Annotated in this window: 17 protein-coding genes; 12 read left to right on the plus strand and 5 right to left on the minus strand. The window is 67.6% G+C overall.

What is annotated here, in order from left to right; all coding sequences use genetic code 11:
* Nucleotides 1–57: 57 nt before the first annotated feature.
* Both PHLH3_RS02700 and PHLH3_RS02705 read left to right on the plus strand, forming a co-directional pair.
* On the plus strand, nucleotides 58–504 hold the full coding sequence (locus PHLH3_RS02700) for a GNAT family N-acetyltransferase (RefSeq protein ID WP_111259569.1): 447 nt from the start codon (nucleotides 58–60) through the stop codon (nucleotides 502–504).
* Between the two features lie 29 nt (nucleotides 505–533).
* Nucleotides 534–1,055 (plus strand): glycine cleavage system protein R, encoded by a 522-nt coding sequence (locus PHLH3_RS02705; RefSeq protein WP_173177527.1) that lies wholly within the window; start codon nucleotides 534–536, stop codon nucleotides 1,053–1,055.
* A 213-nt stretch (nucleotides 1,056–1,268) separates the two neighbouring features.
* On the opposite strand, the gene rarD is transcribed toward PHLH3_RS02705, so the two are convergent.
* The 5 genes from rarD to PHLH3_RS02730 form a co-directional block, all read right to left on the minus strand.
* Nucleotides 1,269–2,159, minus strand: coding sequence for an EamA family transporter RarD (gene rarD, locus PHLH3_RS02710; RefSeq protein ID WP_213628119.1), 891 nt, complete (start codon nucleotides 2,157–2,159; stop codon nucleotides 1,269–1,271).
* Between the two features lie 161 nt (nucleotides 2,160–2,320).
* Nucleotides 2,321–3,295: a serine/threonine protein kinase gene (locus PHLH3_RS02715; RefSeq protein WP_173177537.1), complete on the minus strand. Its 975-nt coding sequence runs from the start codon at nucleotides 3,293–3,295 to the stop codon at nucleotides 2,321–2,323.
* 73 nt (nucleotides 3,296–3,368) lie between these two features.
* A complete protein-coding gene (locus tag PHLH3_RS02720; protein WP_213630391.1) occupies nucleotides 3,369–4,133 on the minus strand; it encodes a TOBE domain-containing protein in 765 nt (254 codons plus the stop codon).
* A 68-nt stretch (nucleotides 4,134–4,201) separates the two neighbouring features.
* Complete coding sequence (locus PHLH3_RS02725; protein ID WP_213628120.1) at nucleotides 4,202–4,936, minus strand: ComF family protein; 735 nt, start codon at nucleotides 4,934–4,936, stop codon at nucleotides 4,202–4,204.
* A gap of 21 nt (nucleotides 4,937–4,957) precedes the next feature.
* On the minus strand, nucleotides 4,958–5,251 hold the full coding sequence (locus tag PHLH3_RS02730) for a hypothetical protein (RefSeq protein ID WP_111259563.1): 294 nt from the start codon (nucleotides 5,249–5,251) through the stop codon (nucleotides 4,958–4,960).
* 218 nt (nucleotides 5,252–5,469) lie between these two features.
* Here PHLH3_RS02730 and bioB point away from each other — a divergent pair, with 218 nt between their 5' ends.
* The 10 genes from bioB (at nucleotide 5,470) to PHLH3_RS02780 (ending at nucleotide 16,514) form a co-directional block, all read left to right on the plus strand.
* On the plus strand, nucleotides 5,470–6,525 hold the full coding sequence (gene bioB, locus PHLH3_RS02735; RefSeq protein WP_173177541.1) for a biotin synthase BioB: 1,056 nt from the start codon (nucleotides 5,470–5,472) through the stop codon (nucleotides 6,523–6,525).
* A 93-nt stretch (nucleotides 6,526–6,618) separates the two neighbouring features.
* Nucleotides 6,619–7,800: an 8-amino-7-oxononanoate synthase gene (bioF, locus tag PHLH3_RS02740; RefSeq protein ID WP_213628121.1), complete on the plus strand. Its 1,182-nt coding sequence runs from the start codon at nucleotides 6,619–6,621 to the stop codon at nucleotides 7,798–7,800.
* Complete coding sequence (locus PHLH3_RS02745) at nucleotides 7,793–8,518, plus strand: alpha/beta fold hydrolase (RefSeq protein WP_213628122.1); 726 nt, start codon at nucleotides 7,793–7,795, stop codon at nucleotides 8,516–8,518. Before bioF ends, PHLH3_RS02745 begins: the two co-directional genes overlap by 8 nt.
* A complete protein-coding gene (gene bioC, locus PHLH3_RS02750; protein ID WP_213628123.1) occupies nucleotides 8,511–9,341 on the plus strand; it encodes a malonyl-ACP O-methyltransferase BioC in 831 nt (276 codons plus the stop codon). The genes PHLH3_RS02745 and bioC overlap by 8 nt, the downstream gene beginning before the upstream one ends.
* Nucleotides 9,342–10,025, plus strand: coding sequence for a dethiobiotin synthase (gene bioD, locus PHLH3_RS02755; protein ID WP_213628124.1), 684 nt, complete (start codon nucleotides 9,342–9,344; stop codon nucleotides 10,023–10,025). It begins immediately after the preceding gene.
* Nucleotides 10,026–10,115: 90 nt separating this feature from the next.
* On the plus strand, nucleotides 10,116–10,385 hold the full coding sequence (locus tag PHLH3_RS02760) for a pyrroloquinoline quinone biosynthesis protein PqqE (protein WP_111259557.1): 270 nt from the start codon (nucleotides 10,116–10,118) through the stop codon (nucleotides 10,383–10,385).
* 57 nt (nucleotides 10,386–10,442) lie between these two features.
* Nucleotides 10,443–11,144, plus strand: a complete 702-nt coding sequence (locus PHLH3_RS02765) for a putative metalloprotease CJM1_0395 family protein (protein WP_213628125.1) — start codon at nucleotides 10,443–10,445, stop codon at nucleotides 11,142–11,144.
* A gap of 166 nt (nucleotides 11,145–11,310) precedes the next feature.
* The gene (locus PHLH3_RS02770; protein ID WP_213628126.1) at nucleotides 11,311–13,116 is read left to right on the plus strand and encodes a phenylacyl-CoA dehydrogenase; all 1,806 of its coding nucleotides are present in this window, start codon (nucleotides 11,311–11,313) and stop codon (nucleotides 13,114–13,116) included.
* A 191-nt stretch (nucleotides 13,117–13,307) separates the two neighbouring features.
* Nucleotides 13,308–14,600: a GGDEF domain-containing protein gene (locus PHLH3_RS02775; RefSeq protein WP_213628127.1), complete on the plus strand. Its 1,293-nt coding sequence runs from the start codon at nucleotides 13,308–13,310 to the stop codon at nucleotides 14,598–14,600.
* 117 nt (nucleotides 14,601–14,717) lie between these two features.
* Nucleotides 14,718–16,514, plus strand: coding sequence for an acyl-CoA dehydrogenase C-terminal domain-containing protein (locus PHLH3_RS02780; protein ID WP_213628128.1), 1,797 nt, complete (start codon nucleotides 14,718–14,720; stop codon nucleotides 16,512–16,514).
* Nucleotides 16,515–16,545 lie beyond the last annotated feature (31 nt).

Genomic DNA, 16,545 nt, shown 5'->3' on the forward strand with positions numbered 1-16,545 from the left:
CGGGACTACCTTCAGCTCTTTTCTATACTGCCCACACTACAAAAAATGGAGTTTCCCATGGCCGTGCATGCCGTAACCGCTGCCGATATCGATGAACTGGCCGAGCTCTTTTCCGGCTACCTGGATTTCTATGAAGTACCGCGGCCGCTGGGCGAGGTGCGCGATTTCCTCGGCGACCGCCTGGCGCGTGGCGACTCGGTGCTGTTCATCGCGCGTAGCCTGGAAGGCAGGGCGCAGGGCTTCGTGCAGCTCTATCCCTTCATCTCGTCCCTGGCCATGGCGCCCGCCTGGTTGCTCAGCGACCTCTACGTCGCCCCGCATGCCCGCCGCCAGGGCGTGGGCGAAGACCTGATGAACGCCGCTCGTGCCCACGGCGAGGCCACCGGCGCCTGTGGCCTGCAGCTGGAGACGGCGAAGACCAACCTGGCCGGCCAGGCGCTCTACGAGCGCCTGGGCTATGTGCGCGACCAGGTGTACCTGACCTACTGGCTGAGCCTCGCCTGAGGCGGCCCACTGAAGAGAAGGAGTCGAGCGTGGACCATCTGGTATTGACGGTGATCGCCCCGGACCAGCCCGGGCTGGTGGAACGAGTCGCCCAGTGCATCGCCGCCCATGGCGGCAACTGGCTGGAAAGCCGCATGTCGCGCATGGCCGGGCAGTTCGCCGGCATCCTGCGGGTGGCGGTGCCGGCGGAGGGGTATGACGAGCTGGTGGAAGGGCTGCAAGGCCTGGCGGCCCATGGCATCCGCGTGATGCTGGCGGAGAGCGGCATCGAGCCGTCCTGCACCTGGAAGCCGATCCTCCTGGACCTGGTGGGCAACGACCGCCCCGGCATCGTCCGCGACATCACCCGCTTGCTGTCCGAGCAGGGGGTGAACGTGGAGAGCCTGGTCACCGAGGTGAAGCCGGCGCCCATGAGCAGCGAGCCGCTGTTCCATGCCGAGGCGGTGCTGGCGGTGCCGCTGACCCTGTCCCTCGATGTGCTGCAGAAGCGGCTGGAGGCGCTCGCCGACGACCTGATGGTGGAGCTGGACCTGCAATCGCAGGCGTCGTGACGGCTATCCCCGGAAAACCTGGGCAAGCCTGTGGATAACCTGGGGAGCGCCGGCGCTGGAGCAGGGCCTGCGCGGCCCGGGGCGTTCTGGCTGAAAAACGAGCGGATTCAGCGGCTTGTGCACAAAGCACGGGGACGGAGCTGTGGATAAGCTCTGGAGCGTCGGCTGCAGGCCAGGCGTGGCGCTGCCTGCAGCCGATCGTACGTTTTCTGCTCAGCCGATGTTGCGGCGCAGGGTGATCCAGGCGTCGACGCTGTAGACCGCAAGGCCGGCCCAGATGAAGCAGAACGCCAGGAGCTTGCTCGGATCGAAGTGCTCGTCGAAGAGGAAGATCGCCTGCAGCATCACCAGGGTCGGCGCCAGGTACTGGAGGAAGCCCAGCGTGGTGTAGGGCAGGTGGCGGGCGGCGGCGTTGAAGCACACCAGCGGCACCAGGGTGATGGGGCCGGCGGCGATCAGCCAGAAGGCCTCGGAGGTGCCCCAAAAGGCCGCCTGGCTGGTCTGGGCCGCCGGGTGCAGGACCAGCCAGCCCAGCGCCAGGGGCAGCAGCAGCCAGGTTTCCACCACCAGGCCGGGCAGGGCGGCGACCGGTGCCTGCTTGCGGATCAGCCCATAGAAGCCGAAGGTCAGCGCCAGGGTCAGGGAGACCCAGGGCAGGCTGCCCACCTGCCAGATCTGTTGTGCCACGCCGACCGCCGCCAGGGCCACCGCGATCCATTGCAGGCGGCGCAGGCGTTCGCCGAGCAGGAGCATGCCCAGCAACACGTTCACCAGCGGGTTGATGTAGTAGCCGAGGCTGGCTTCGAGCATGCGCCCGTTGTTCACCGCCCAGACATAGACCAGCCAGTTGGAGGCGATCAGTACGCCGCTGGCGGCGAGGATGCCGAAGCGCCTGGGGTTCTCGCGCAGTTCGCGCAGCCAGCCGGGGTGCTTCCAGACCAGCAGCAGGAGGGCGCCGAACAGGGCGGACCAGATGGCGCGATGGACGATGATCTCCAGCGCCGGGACGGCCTGGATGGCTTTGAAGTAGATGGGGAAGAGGCCCCAGATGATGTAGGCGGTCAGGCCGAGGATGTACCCGCGACGCGGGTTGGCGGTGGCCATGTAAGGTCCTTGCTTAGGTCGCTAACGAAAGGTCCGACATTCTAGAGGCCGCCCGGCCGACTTGTCTGTCTGCCCAGGATCTTCCCGCATGGCCCGGGCCATTCCGGCGTAAGGATTACGTTACGCCGGACTTCCTGGGCCCCTGCCGCATCGTCCGCGTGTCAGAACAGGCGCAGCGGCTCCTCGTCCATCGCCGCCAGTTGCTCGCGCAGGATCAGCACCTGGTCGCCCCAGTAACGCTCGCTGCCGAACCAGGGGAAGCTCATGGGGAAGGCGGGATCGTCCCAGCGCCGCGCCAGCCAGGCGCTGTAGTGCATCAGGCGCAGGGCGCGCAGGGCTTCGATCAGCGGCAGTTCACGCGGGTCGAAGTCGTGGAACTCCTGGTAGCCGTCCACCAGTTCGGAGAGCTGCGTCAGGCGCTCGTGGCGCTCGCCGGCGAGCATCATCCACAGGTCCTGCACCGCCGGGCCCATGCGGCAGTCGTCGAGGTCGACCATGTGGAAGGTCTCGTCGCGGCACAGGAGGTTGCCGGGGTGGCAGTCGCCGTGCAGCCGGATGGCGGTGTAGCGCACTTCGCCGAAGCGCTGGTCGAGGCGCTTGAGCAGGTCGCGGGCCACCGACTCGTAGGCCGGGAGCAGGCTCCTGGGGATGAAGCCGCCCTCCAGCAGGGTGTGCAGCGAGTCATGGCCGAACGCCTGGACGGTCTGGGTTTCGCGGTGCTCGAAGGGGCGTACGGCACCGACCGCGTGCAGGCGGCCGAGCAACTGGCCGAGGCGGTAGAGCTGGTCCATGTTGCCGGGCTCGGGCGCGCGGCCGCCGCGGCGGGGGAACAGGGCGAAGCGGAAGCCGGCGTGTTCGAACAGGGTTTCGCCGTCACGGGAGAGAGGCGCGACCACCGGCACTTCGTGCTCGGCGAGCTCGGCGCTGAAGGCGTGCTCCTCGCGGATCGCGGCGTCGGTCCAGCGCTGCGGCCGGTAGAACTTGGCGATAAGCGGCTGTTCGTCTTCGATGCCGACCTGGTAGACGCGGTTCTCGTAGCTGTTGAGGGCCAGCACGCGGGCGTCGCTGAGGTAGCCCAGGCCCTCCACGGCGTCGAGCACGAGATCGGGCGTCAGTTCGGCGAAGGGATGGGACATGGGCGACTCCGGTGGTTGGGCGGCAAGTCTAGCGCCTATGGCACCGGCGGGGCGGTCTATCGTTCGGCGCTTCTCAGAGCGGGGTGCCGAGCAGCACCAGGCTGGGGGCGAACAGGGCGCGGGCCAGGCTGCCCGCTCGCAAGCCATCGGCTTCGAGCTGGGCGGGTTCGGCCAGGGCGCAGAGGGTCTGGCCGTTGGCCAGGGCGATGCGGACCTCGCTGGGGCCCTCGTCGTCGGGCAGGATCGCTTCGATGCGTCCTTCCAGGGCGTTCATCTGTGGATCGGGCTGCACGCCGAGGGGCTGCACGCTGAGCCAGCCGGCCTTCATCAGGGCGATCACGCCGCCGCCGGGGGTGAGTTCCAGCTTTTCGCTGCTGTCGTGGGTGATCTGCGCGCGCATGCGGGCGCCGCCAGGCAGCTCGACGTCCACCAGGTCGTTGCGGCCCTGGGCCTGCACGGCGACGACCTTGCCGCTGAGCTGGTTGCGGGCGCTGGTGCGCAGCATCAGGCGGCCCAGGCGTTCCAGGTCCTGCTCGCTCTCGGCGCTTTCCAGCAGGTGCGCCTGCAGGCTTTCCATGCGCTTGAACAGGGCCAGCAGGCGTTCGCCTTCGGCGGACAGGCGTGCGCCGCCACCGCCCTTGCCACCGACGCTGCGTTCGACCAGGGGCTTTTCCGAAAGGTTGTTGAGCTCGTCGATGGCGTCCCACGCAGCCTTGTAGCTGAGCCCGGCCGCCTTCGCCGCACGTGTGATCGAGCCCTGGACGGCGATCTGCTCCAGCAGGGCCATGCGCTGCGGGCGGCGGGTCAGTTGCTGGGTCAGGGGCGTGAGCTGGCTCATGGTCGATGACTGTTGCTGGACATGGCGCAGCAGGCTGAGTGAGTCGGGGGCGCCCGTCAAGCTATGCCTCAGGGCGGCGTGCCGGGCTTGGGCGTGCGCGCCAGGCAATAGATGTCGACCCGCTCGGCGCCTGCGCGCTTGAGCAGGTGGGCGAGGTATTGCGCGGTGGTTCCGGTGGTCAGCACGTCATCCACCAGCGCCAGGTGCAGTCCCTGCGGGCTGGCGTGCGGGGCCAGCTGGAAGGCGCCGCGCAGGTTGCGCTTGCGGGTGGCGGCGTCCAGGCCCTGCTGGGCGGGCGTGTCCCGTTGGCGCAGCAGCCAATCGTCGTGCGTCGGCACCCGCAGGCGGCGACCGAGCCAGCCCGCCAGCATCTGCGCCTGATTGAAGCCGCGCTGGCGCTGGCGGCGGGTTGCCAGCGGCACGGCCAGCAGGGCGTCGGGACGCGGCTCGCCGGTGCTTTGCGCGTGCTCGATGTGGCGCGCCAGGAGTTCCGCCAGCAAGCGGCCAAGGGGCCACTGGGCCTGGTGCTTGAAGCGGGTGATCAGGCTGTCCACCGGGAAGTCGTAGCGCCAGGGGATGCAGGCGGCATCGAAGGCGGGCGGGTGCTTCAGGCATTCGCCGCAGGTCAGGCCCCGGGCGGGCAGCGGCAGGGCGCAGACCCGGCAACGCCCGGCCAGCCAGGGCAGGTCCGCTTCGCAATCGGTGCAGATGGGCAGTTCGCAGCCTTGCGCCCGCGTGCCGCACAGTGCGCAGGTCGAGGCGGTTCGGACGAGGTGGCGCAGCAGGTGGGCGAGCCGGTCCATGGCGCCCCTCCCTGGGCGAGGTCAGTGGATCAGCCAGCTCATGACGATCAGGCCGAGGAAGATGAGGATCAGGCCGCTGATGATGCCTTTTCGCAGCAATGCGCGTATGCCGCCGAAGAGCAGGAGCAGGCCGAGAATGAGTACGACGAAGCTGAAGATCGAGGCATCCATCCCGATGGCCCGCGCCAGGCCCCGGAGGAAGTCGTCCATCGCCGCCCAGATGCCGCCGAGGACGGTTGAAAGCAGATCGACGATGAAGCGGATCACCTTGCCGATCGCCTCGCCCAGCCAACTGAAGAAACCGTCGTTACCCATGCTCGTTCCTTATGCGTCATGACCGTCTGGGTGTTTGATCCAGGCGGCGCCCAAGGGTTCTGTGTGGTTGAAAAATAACCAGATGTAAACCTGTGTCGAGTTTTTGGTTGACAGCGTCATACCCCAAAATCAAGATGCCCAACAGCCTGAATTCCCGCGCTCGCCGTCGGGATTTCCCCCTACAAGAGGCGCGATCCACGCGTCGAAGGAAGCTCCCCATGAGTGCAACCGTAGCCATCTCCACCCGCCACGATTGGTCCCTCGCCGAAGTGCGGGCACTGTTCGAGCAACCTTTCAACGACCTGCTGTTCCAGGCGCAGACCGTGCACCGCGCGCACTTCGACCCGAACCGCGTACAGGTCTCCACCCTGCTGTCGATCAAGACCGGCGCCTGCCCCGAAGACTGCAAGTACTGCCCCCAGTCCGGCCACTACAACACCGGACTGGACAAGGAAAAGCTGATGGAGGTGCAGAAGGTCCTGCAGGCAGCCGCCGAGGCCAAGGCCATCGGCTCGACGCGCTTCTGCATGGGGGCGGCCTGGAAGCACCCCTCCGCCAAGGACATGCCCTACGTGCTGGAGATGGTGAAGGGCGTGAAGAAGCTCGGCCTCGAGACCTGCATGACCCTCGGTCGCCTGGACCAGGAGCAGACCCGCGCGCTGGCCGATGCCGGCCTGGACTACTACAACCACAACCTCGATACCTCGCCGGAGTTCTACGGCAACATCATCACCACCCGCACCTACGGCGAGCGCCTGCAGACCCTGGCCTACGTGCGTGAGGCGGGGATGAAGATCTGCTCGGGCGGCATCCTCGGCATGGGCGAGTCGGTGGACGACCGCGCCGGCCTGCTGATCCAGCTGGCCAACCTGCCGGAGCACCCGGAGTCGGTGCCGATCAACATGCTGGTCAAGGTCAAGGGCACGCCGCTGGCCGAGGAGAAGGACGTCGACCCGTTCGACTTCATCCGTACCCTGGCGGTGGCGCGGATCATGATGCCCAAGTCCCACGTACGCCTCTCCGCCGGTCGCGAACAGATGAACGAGCAGATGCAGGCCCTGGCCTTCATGGCCGGCGCCAACTCGATCTTCTACGGCGAGAAACTGCTGACCACTGCCAACCCCCAGGCGGACAAGGACATGCAGCTCTTCGCCCGCCTCGGCATCAAGCCCGAGGAACGCGAGGAACACGCCGACGAAGTTCACCAGGCCGCCATCGAGCAGGCCCTGGTGGAGCAGCGCGACTCCAAGCTGTTCTATAACGCTGCCGTTTGAAGGCAGCTCCAAGCCACAGGCTGCAAGCCACAAGCCGGGATGCGCTTCCGGCTTTCACTTGCAGCTTGCGGCTTGCCGCTTGGAACTGACGTTATGCCCTTCGATCTCGCTTCCCGCCTCGCCGAGCGCCGCGCCGCCGATCTCCATCGCCAGCGTCCCCTGCTGGAAAGCCCCCAGGGGCCGTATGTGGTGGTGGACGGCCGGGCGATGCTGGCCTTCTGTTCGAACGACTACCTGGGCCTGGCCAACCACCCCGAGGTGATCGCCGCGCTGCGTGCCGGTGCCGAGCGCTGGGGTGCTGGCGGCGGTGCCTCGCACCTGGTCATCGGGCACAGCGGGCCGCACCACGAGCTGGAGCTGGCCCTGGCCGAGTTCACCGGGCGCCCGCGTGCGCTGCTGTTCTCCACCGGCTACATGGCCAACCTGGGTGCCGTCACCGCGCTGGTGGGCAAGGGCGGCAGCGTGCTGGAGGACCGCCTCAACCACGCGTCCCTGCTCGACGCCGGTCTGCTGTCGGGTGCGCGCTTCTCGCGCTACCTGCACAACGATGTGGCCAGCCTCGCCGCGCGCCTGGAGAAGGCCGAAGGCGACACGCTGGTCGTCACCGATGGGGTGTTCAGCATGGATGGCGATCTTGCCGACCTGCCCGCGCTCTGCGCCAAGGCGCGGGAGCAGGGCGCCTGGGTGATGGTCGACGACGCCCATGGCTTCGGCCCGTTGGGGGCCACCGGTGGCGGCATCGTCGAGCACTTCGGCCTCGGCCTGGAGGATGTGCCCGTGCTGGTCGGCACCCTGGGCAAGGCCTTCGGCACCGCCGGCGCCTTCGTCGCGGGCAGTGAAGAACTGATCGAGACGCTGATCCAGTTTGCCCGCCCCTACATCTACACCACCAGCCAGCCGCCCGCCGTGGCCTGCGCCACCCTCAAGAGCCTGGAGCTCCTGCAGAAGGAAAGTTGGCGCCGCGAGCACCTGAACAGGCTGATCCAGCGCTTCCGCGAGGGGGCCGCCGAGATCGGCCTGAGCCTGATGGACAGCCCTACGCCGATCCAGCCGATCCTGGTCGGCGACAGCGCCCGGGCCCTGCGTCTCGCCGCCCTGCTGCGCGAACGCGGCATCCTCGTCGGGGCCATCCGCCCGCCGACGGTGCCGGCCGGCAGCGCTCGCCTGCGGGTGACCTTCAGCGCCTCCCACAGCGAGGCCCAGCTGGAACTGTTGCTCCAGGCGTTGTCCGAAAGCTGGAACATTCTGGCTAAGGAAGGAAGAACCGATGCGTGACCGACTGATCCTGCTGCCCGGCTGGGCGCTCGGCCCGGGTGCCCTGGAGCCCCTGCGCGATGCGCTGTCCGAGCGTGCGCCGCACCTGAACATCGAGATCGAGCCGCTGCCCGACCTCGCGCAGCCTGAGGCCTGGCTCGACGAGCTCGATGCGCGCCTGCCGAGCGATTGCTGGCTGGCGGGCTGGTCCCTCGGCGGGATGCTGGCGGCGCAGCTGGCGGCACGGCGCGATGGGGCCTGCTTCGGGCTGATCGGGCTCGCCAGCAACCTGAGTTTCCGTGCCCGCGAGGATTGGCCGAGCGCGATGCCCGGCGATGTCTTCGCCGCATTCCACGAGGCCTTCGGTCTCGACCCCGAGCTGACCCTGAAGCGCTTCCGCCTGCTGGTGAGCCAGGGCGCCAAGGACCCGCGCACCCTGGTGCGGCAGCTGCAGGTCACCCAGCCGGCCACCCCGGTGGAGGTGCTCGAAGCCGGCCTGCAATTGCTGGCCGGGCTGGACACCCGTGGCGCCCTGCGCGCCTACAGCGGCCCGCAGTTGCACCTGTTCGCCGGGCGCGATGCGCTGGTGCCGGCCGGCGCCTGCCAGGCGTTGCTGGACTGGCTGCCGGACGTCGAGGCGACGGTGATCCGCGAAGCCAGCCACGGGCTGCCGGTGGAGTGCCCGGACGCGGTCGCCGAGGCCATGCTGGCGTTCATGTTCGAAGGTGAAGATGTCTGAATCCGTCGTCGTCCCGTTGCCCAGCCTATCGGTGGAGGCACCGCCCCTGCCGGACAAGCGCCAGGTCGCGGCCTCCTTTTCCCGTGCGGCGGCCAGCTACGACAGCGTCGCCGAGCTGCAGCGTGTCGTCGGCAGTGCCCTGCTCGACAGCCTGCCCGACGGCTTCGTCCCCGAACGCTGGCTCGACCTGGGCTGCGGCACCGGGCATTTCTCGCGCGTGCTGGCGGAGCGCTTCCCCACGGCCGATGGCCTGGCGCTGGATATCGCCGAAGGCATGCTGCAACACGCCCGCCCACTGGGTGGGGCCAGCCACTTCGCCGCTGGCGATGCCGAGCGCCTGCCTCTCGTGGACGGTTGCCTGGACCTGGTGTTCAGCAGCCTGGCGGTGCAGTGGTGCGGTGATTTCGCGGCGGTACTGAGCGAGGCGCGGCGGGTGTTGCGGCCGAACGGCCTGCTGGTCTTCAGCAGCCTGTGCGTCGGCACTCTGCAGGAATTGCGCGACAGCTGGCAGGAGGTGGACGGCTTCGTACACGTCAACCGCTTCCGCGAGTTCAGCCGCTATCAGGCGCTGTGCGCGGGCAGTGGCCTGCGTCCGTTGTTGCTGGAGCGACGTCCTCGCGTGCTGCATTTCCCCGACCTGCGCAGCCTGACCCATGAGCTCAAGGCGCTGGGCGCGCACAACCTCAATCCCGGTCGCCCCGGTGGCCTGACCGGCAGGGCGCGCATGCTCGCCCTGATCGAGGCCTACGAGCGTCGGCGCGATGCCGGCGGCCTGCCCGTCACCTACCAGGTCGTCCACGGCCTCTTGCGCAAGGAGCCCTGAATGAGCGCGGCCTTCTTCATCGCCGGCACCGACACCGAGATCGGCAAGACCACGGTGGCCGCGGGCTTGCTGCACGCCGCCCGCCTGGCCGGGCTGTCCACGGCGGCGAGCAAGCCGGTGGCGTCCGGCTGTGTTCCGACCCCCGCCGGCCTGCGCAACGAGGACGCCCTGGCACTGCTGGGCGAGTGCTCGCTGCCGCTGGCCTATGAGGAGGTCAACCCGCTGGCCTTCGCGCCCGCCATCGCGCCGCACCTGGCTGCGCGCGAGGTCGGCGTCGAGCTGGACCTGGCCGCGCTGGAGGGCCCGGTGCGGCGGATCATCGACAAGGGGGCGGACTTCACCCTGGTCGAGGGCGCCGGTGGCTGGAGGGTGCCGCTGGCCGGTGGCGCGAGTCTCTCGGACCTGCCGATCGCCCTGGGCCTGCCGGTGATCCTGGTGGTGGGCGTGCGCCTCGGCTGCATCAATCATGCGGTGCTCAGTGCCGAGGCGATCCTGCGTGATGGCCTGCCGTTGGCCGGCTGGGTGGCGAACCTGGTGGACCCGGCGACCTCACGCCTGGAAGAGAACCTCGCCACCCTGGCGGAGCGGCTTCCGGCTCCGTGCCTGGGTCGCATCCCCCGCCTGGTGACCCCGACGCCCGCAGCCGTCGCAGCCTGCCTGGACCTGGCCCCCCTGGCGCTATAAGCAGAACGGCGTCCATAGCCTTTTGTTTGTACGTTTTTTAGACGTTTTCTGCTTCAATTACGGCGTTGATCTCTTGTTTCGAGGTTGGTGATGGAAATCTCCGGTAGTGCCTTCAGCGCAGGATTGAGTGCTCTGCAATCGGGCCAGCGTCGTATCGACCAGGCCGGTGCGGATATTGCGGGCTCGTCCGTGCAGCGCAACCAGCAGGCCCCCAGCGCCCGAGTCCAGGAATTCAACGATGTCGACCAGGCGAGCAACCTGGTGGACCTCAACGTCGGCAAGTTCCAGGCGGAAGCCGGAGCCCAGGTGATCAAGACCGCTGACGATGTACTCGGAACCCTGATCGACACCCGCGCCTGACTGACGGCTCCCCGACTGCGATAGCGGCGGTGGCCTGGCGCGGGCAGGGAGGGCCCCATGCGGATCGGCAGTGCTGCATATCTCCCTTCGTCGGCGATGGCGCTCCAGCCCTCGCGCGGCGCGGTGAACGGCGCTGCATCCGATTCCTCTTCCTCCCTTCGTGATCCCGCCTCTTCCGGCGAACTGGCTTCGTCATCTGAAACTCGTGCTGCCGATGCGCGCGGCGCAGGTGCATCCTCCACGCGCCAGACCCGTCAGCAGGAACAGCAGGACCTGCAGGAAATCGCCGAGCTGGCCGCGCGGGACCGTGAAGTCCGCGCCCATGAGCAGGCCCATGCCTCGGTAGGTGCCGCCTACGCGGGCTCACCCAGCTACAGCTTCAAGCGCGGGCCGGACGGCCAGTCCTATGCCGTGGGCGGCGAGGTGGGGATCGACGTCAGCGCCGTGGCCGGCGATCCCGAAGCCACGTTGCGCAAGATGGAGGTGGTGCAGCGCGCGGCGCTGGCGCCGGCCGACCCCTCCGCACAGGACCGCCGCGTCGCCGCCGAGGCCGCCGCGCAGGCCGGCCAGGCGCTCGTCGAGCTCGCCCAGATGCGCCGCGAGGAAGCCGCCGAGGAAGCCGCTCGCAAGGCCGAGGCGCGTGCCGAAGCGGACGACGCCTCCGAATCATCCCCACCAGGCGCCAGCCAGGACCTCGGGCTCTATCTCCAGGTCGCTCGCTCCGACGCGCCCGGGCCCCTGCTGGATATCCGGGCCTGAGCCGCGACAGGCGGATGCTTGACAAGGGAATGGCGTAAACGTATGTTTCAAACACCTGTTTGATTGTCGGGCGGCCAGCGTGCAACCGACAGCGACTACCGTGATGTTGTAAGCGACCGATGTGCCGGTCACCTTAACTAGGAACCCACCGTAGAGGTTTACTGCTATGCCTGATTACAAGGCCCCCTTGCGTGATATCCGCTTCGTTCGTGACGAACTGCTCGGCTACGAAGCGCACTATCAGAGCCTGCCTGGCTGCCAGGACGCCACCCCGGACATGGTCGATGCCATTCTCGAGGAAGGTGCAAAGTTCTGTGAGCAGGTGATCGCTCCGCTGAACCGCGTGGGTGACACCGAGGGCTGCACCTGGAGCGAGTCCGGCGTGAAGACCCCGACCGGCTTCAAGGAAGCCTACAAGCAGTTCGTGGAAGGCGGCTGGCCGAGCCTGGCCCATGACGTCGACCACGGCGGCCAGGGCCTGCCCGAGTCGCTCGGCCTGGCCATCAGCGAAATGGTCGGCGAAGCCAACTGGTCCTGGGGCATGTACCCCGGCCTGTCCCACGGCGCGATGAACACCCTGTCCGCCCACGGCACCGAAGACCAGAAGCACACCTACCTGACCAAGCTGGTATCCGGCGAGTGGACCGGCACCATGTGCCTGACCGAACCGCACTGCGGTACCGACCTGGGCATGCTGCGCACCAAGGCCGAGCCCCAGGCCGATGGTTCCTACAAGGTCACCGGCACCAAGATCTTCATCTCCGCCGGTGAGCACGACATGGCCGACAACATCGTCCATATCGTCCTGGCCCGCCTGCCCGATGCACCGGCCGGCACCAAAGGCATCTCCCTGTTCATCGTGCCGAAGTTCCTGCCGACCGCCGAAGGCGGCGTGGGCAAGCGCAACGCCGTGGCCTGTGGCTCCATCGAACACAAGATGGGCATCCACGGCAACGCCACCTGCGTGATGAACTTCGACGGTGCCACCGGCTTCCTGATCGGTCCGGCGAACAAAGGCCTGAACTGCATGTTCACCTTCATGAACACCGCTCGCCTGGGTACCGCGCTGCAAGGCCTGGCCCATGCCGAGATCGGCTTCCAGGGTGGCCTGAAATACGCTCGCGAGCGTCTGCAGATGCGTGCCCTGACCGGCCCGAAAGCGCCCGAGAAGCCCGCTGACCCGATCATCGTCCACCCGGACGTGCGTCGCATGCTGCTGACCATGAAAGCCTTCGCCGAAGGCAACCGCGCGATGGTGTACTTCACCGCCAAGCAGGTCGACATCGTCAAGTACAGCCAGAACGAGGAAGAGAAGAAAGCTGCCGACGCGCTGCTGGCCTTCCTGACCCCGATCGCCAAGGCGTTCATGACCGAAGTCGGCTTCGAGTCGGCCAACCACGGCGTGCAGATCTATGGCGGCCACGGCTTCATCGCCGAGTGGGGCATGGAGCAGAACGTCCGCGACAGCCGTATCTCCATGCTGTACGAAGGCACCACCGGCATCCAGGCGTTGGACCTGCTGGGTCGCAAGATCCTCATGACCCAGGGCGAAGCGCTGAAGGGCTTCACCAAGATCGTCCACAAGTTCTGCCAGGCCAACGAAGGCAACGAAGCCGTCAAGGAATTCGTCGAGCCCCTGGCCAAGCTGAACAAGGAGTGGGGCGACGTCACCATGAAGGTCGGCATGGCCGCGATGAAAGATCGCGAAGAAGTCGGTGCCGCCTCCGTGGACTACCTGATGTACTCCGGTTACGCCTGCCTGGCCTACTTCTGGGCCGACATGGCCCGCCTGGCTGCCGAGAAACTGGCTGCCGGCGAAGGCGATGCCGCCTTCTACAAGGCCAAGCTGCAGACCGCGCGCTTCTACTTCAAGCGCATCCTGCCGCGTACCCGTACCCACGTCGAAACCATGCTGTCCGGCGCCAACAACCTGATGGACCTGGCCGAAGAAGACTTCGCCCTCGGTTACTAAGGTTCAGCGCTGTACGAAGGAGCCCGCCGCAAGGCGGGCTTTTTCTTTGGCGCGCGAATAGACCGGGAAAGGCTCGCGAAAGCACGACGATCGCGGCGTTTCGTCGCCTGGACGGATGCGTGGCCCTGGCAGAAATGCAATCATATGGCCAGCTCCCCATCCCCCTTCGACACCTGTCTGGATCAGCATCAGTGCGGTCTCTCTCGTCATTTCGCGTCAGCCATTTCGTCCCGCCCCTGGCCCTGATCCTGGCCGGCGGCGTGATGGGCGCGCTGCCGGGCATGACCGAGTTCTTCGTCTCGCTGTTCAACGTGCTGCCTACGCTCCTGCTGCTGCTCGGTGGCTCCTTCTGCGCCGCCTATGGCCGTCTGCGCCAGCTGTTCCTGCTGCTGATCCTCTACCTCGCCTACTACCTGCTCGACACACAGGTCGACTACTACCAGGCCGAGCGCGTGGTGCGCGAGGATGCGGCGCTGGTATTCCACCTCTGCAGCCTGCTGCTGCCGCTGCTGTTCGGCCTGTTCGGGTGCTGGCAGGAGCGCACCCACCTGCTCCAGGACTTCGTCGCCCGGGGGGCGGTGATCCTCGCCGTGGTGGGCGTTGCCGTCGCCCTCGGCCGCAGCTACCCCGAGTCCCTGCTGCCGGTGCTCACCGCCGTGCACTGGCCGCTGCTGCACGGCAGCTGGATGAGCCTGATCCAGCTGTCCTACTTCGCCTTCGTCGGCGCGCTGATCGCCCTCGCGGTCACCTATGCCCGCCAGCCCCGCCCGCAACACGCCGCGCAGCTGCTGGCCCTGCTCGGCGTCTGGTGGATGCTGCCCAAGGTCTTCGTCCTGCCCCATGCGCTGCACGCCATGAGCAGCCTGGCGATGCTCGCGCTGACCGCCTCGGTGGCCCACGAGGCCTACCAGATGGCCTTCCGCGACGAGCTGACCGGGCTGCCCGGCCGCCGCGCCCTCAACGAACGCCTGCAGCGCCTGGGGCGCAACTACGTGCTGGCGATGACCGACGTCGACCACTTCAAGAAATTCAACGACACCTACGGCCACGATGTCGGCGACCAGGTGCTGCGCATGGTCGCCGCGCGCCTGAAGAAGGTCACCGGCGGTGGCAAGGCATACCGCTATGGCGGCGAGGAATTCACCATCGTCTTCGCCGGCAAGACCATGGAGGAATGCCAGCCGCACCTGGAGGCGGTGCGCGAGGCGATCGAGAACTACGCCATGCAACTGCGCGACAAGGACAGCCGCCCCAAGAACGACGAGCAGGGCCGCAGCAAGCGCAGCGGCGCCGCCGGGCAGAGCGTCTCGGTCACCATCAGCATCGGCGTCGCCGAACGCGATGCCGAGCAGCGCACCCCCGAGGAAGTCATCAAGGTGGCCGACCAGGCGCTCTACAGCGCCAAGAGCGCCGGGCGCAACCGCGTGTTCCTCCATGGGCAGAACCGCCGTGGCGCGGTGCGAGTGCGCAAGGCCGACGCCTAGCGCAGCGGGTTATGGCGCTGCATTCAGCGCCGGCAGCTTCGTTGTCCGGGACCCGGGCGCGCAGTAGGGTCGGACGATTGGCGCCGACCCTGGCGCTCGCCCAAGGAGAACCCTGCCATGCCCGAGTACAAGGCCCCCCTGCGCGACATGCGCTTTTTGATCGACGAAGTCTTCGATTTCCCGGCGACCTACGCCGCCATCGGTGCCAGCGACGCCACCCCGGACATGGTCTCGGCGATCCTCGAGGAGGGCGCCAAGTTCTGCGAGCAGGTGCTCTCGCCCATCAACCGCTCCGGCGACGAGGAAGAGTGCCAGTGGAAGGATGGCGTGGTGACCACGCCCAAGGGCTTCAAGGAAGCCTTCGCCCAGTACGTCGAGGGTGGCTGGAACGGCCTGGCCGCCGACCCGGCCTACGGTGGCCAGGGCCTGCCCCATTCCCTCGGCCTGATCATCAGCGAGATGGTCGCCTCCAGTAACCAGTCCTGGGCGATGTACCCCGGCCTCACCCACGGCGCCATGTCGGCCATCCACGCCCACGGCACCGAGGAACAGAAGCAGACTTACCTGACCCGCATGACCGAAGGCCGCTGGACCGGCACCATGTGCCTCACCGAGCCCCACTGCGGCACCGACCTGGGCATCATCAAGACCCGCGCCGTGCCCCAGGCCGACGGCAGCTACGCGGTCAGCGGCACCAAGATCTTCATCTCCGCCGGCGAGCACGACATGAGCGAGAACATCGTCCACCTCGTCCTCGCCAAGCTGCCCGATGCGCCCGCCGGCACCAAGGGCATCTCCCTGTTCATCGTGCCCAAGTTCATGCCGGCCGCCGATGGCGCCGTCGGTGCGCGCAACGCCGTCTCCTGCGGGTCCATCGAACACAAGATGGGCATCAAGGCCTCCGCCACCTGCGTGATGAACTTCGACTCCGCCACCGGCTACCTGATCGGCGAGGCCAACAAGGGCCTCAACTGCATGTTCACCATGATGAACCACGCCCGCCTGGGCACCGGCATGCAGGGGCTCTGCCTCGGCGAAGCCAGCTACCAGGGCGCGGTGCGCTACGCCAACGACCGCCTGCAGATGCGCGCACTGACCGGGCCGAAAGCCCCGGAGAAGGCCGCCGACCCGATCATCGTGCACCCCGACGTGCGCCGCATGCTGCTGACCATGAAGGCGTTCAACGAAGGCAACCGCGCGCTCTCCTACTTCACCGCCCAGCTGCTCGACATCGCCCACGGCAGCCCGGATGCCGAGCAGCGCCAGGACGCCGACGACCTGCTGGCCTTCCTCACCCCCATCTGCAAGGCCTTCATGACCGAAACCGGGCTGGAAGCCACCAACCTCGGCATGCAGGTGTTCGGCGGCCACGGCTACATCCGCGAGTGGGGCATGGAGCAACTGGTGCGCGACTGCCGCATCGCCCCCATCTACGAAGGCACCAACGGCATCCAGGCCCTCGACCTGCTCGGCCGCAAGGTGCTCGGCAGCCAGGGCAAGCTGCTGCGCGGCTTCACCAAGCGCGTGCACAGGTTCTGCCAGGCCCAGGCCGAGCACCCGCAGTTCAAGGGGCAGGTCGCCGAACTGGCGCGCCTCAACCAGCAGTGGGGCGAACTGACCCAGAAAGTCGGCATGGCCGCCATGAAGAACCCGGACGAAGTGGGTGCCGCCTCCGTCGACTACCTCATGTACTCCGGCTACATCGTGCTCGCCTGGTTCTGGCTGCAGATGGCCGTGGTCGCCCAGGCCAAGCTCGATGCCGGCACCAGCGAAGCCGCCTACTACCAGACCAAGCTGGCCACCTTCGACTTCTACTTCAAGCGCCTGCTGCCGCGCACCACCGCCCATCAGGCGGGGGTCGAGGCCGGCAGCGACGGCCTGATGGCCCTGCCGGCCGAACAGTTCGCGCTCTGAGCGTCTAATCTCGGTGTATCCAGGGGCCCGC

It is taken from the genome of Pseudomonas sp. Pc102 (genome assembly GCF_018408275.1).
Lineage (GTDB): Bacteria > Pseudomonadota > Gammaproteobacteria > Pseudomonadales > Pseudomonadaceae > Metapseudomonas > Metapseudomonas tohonis.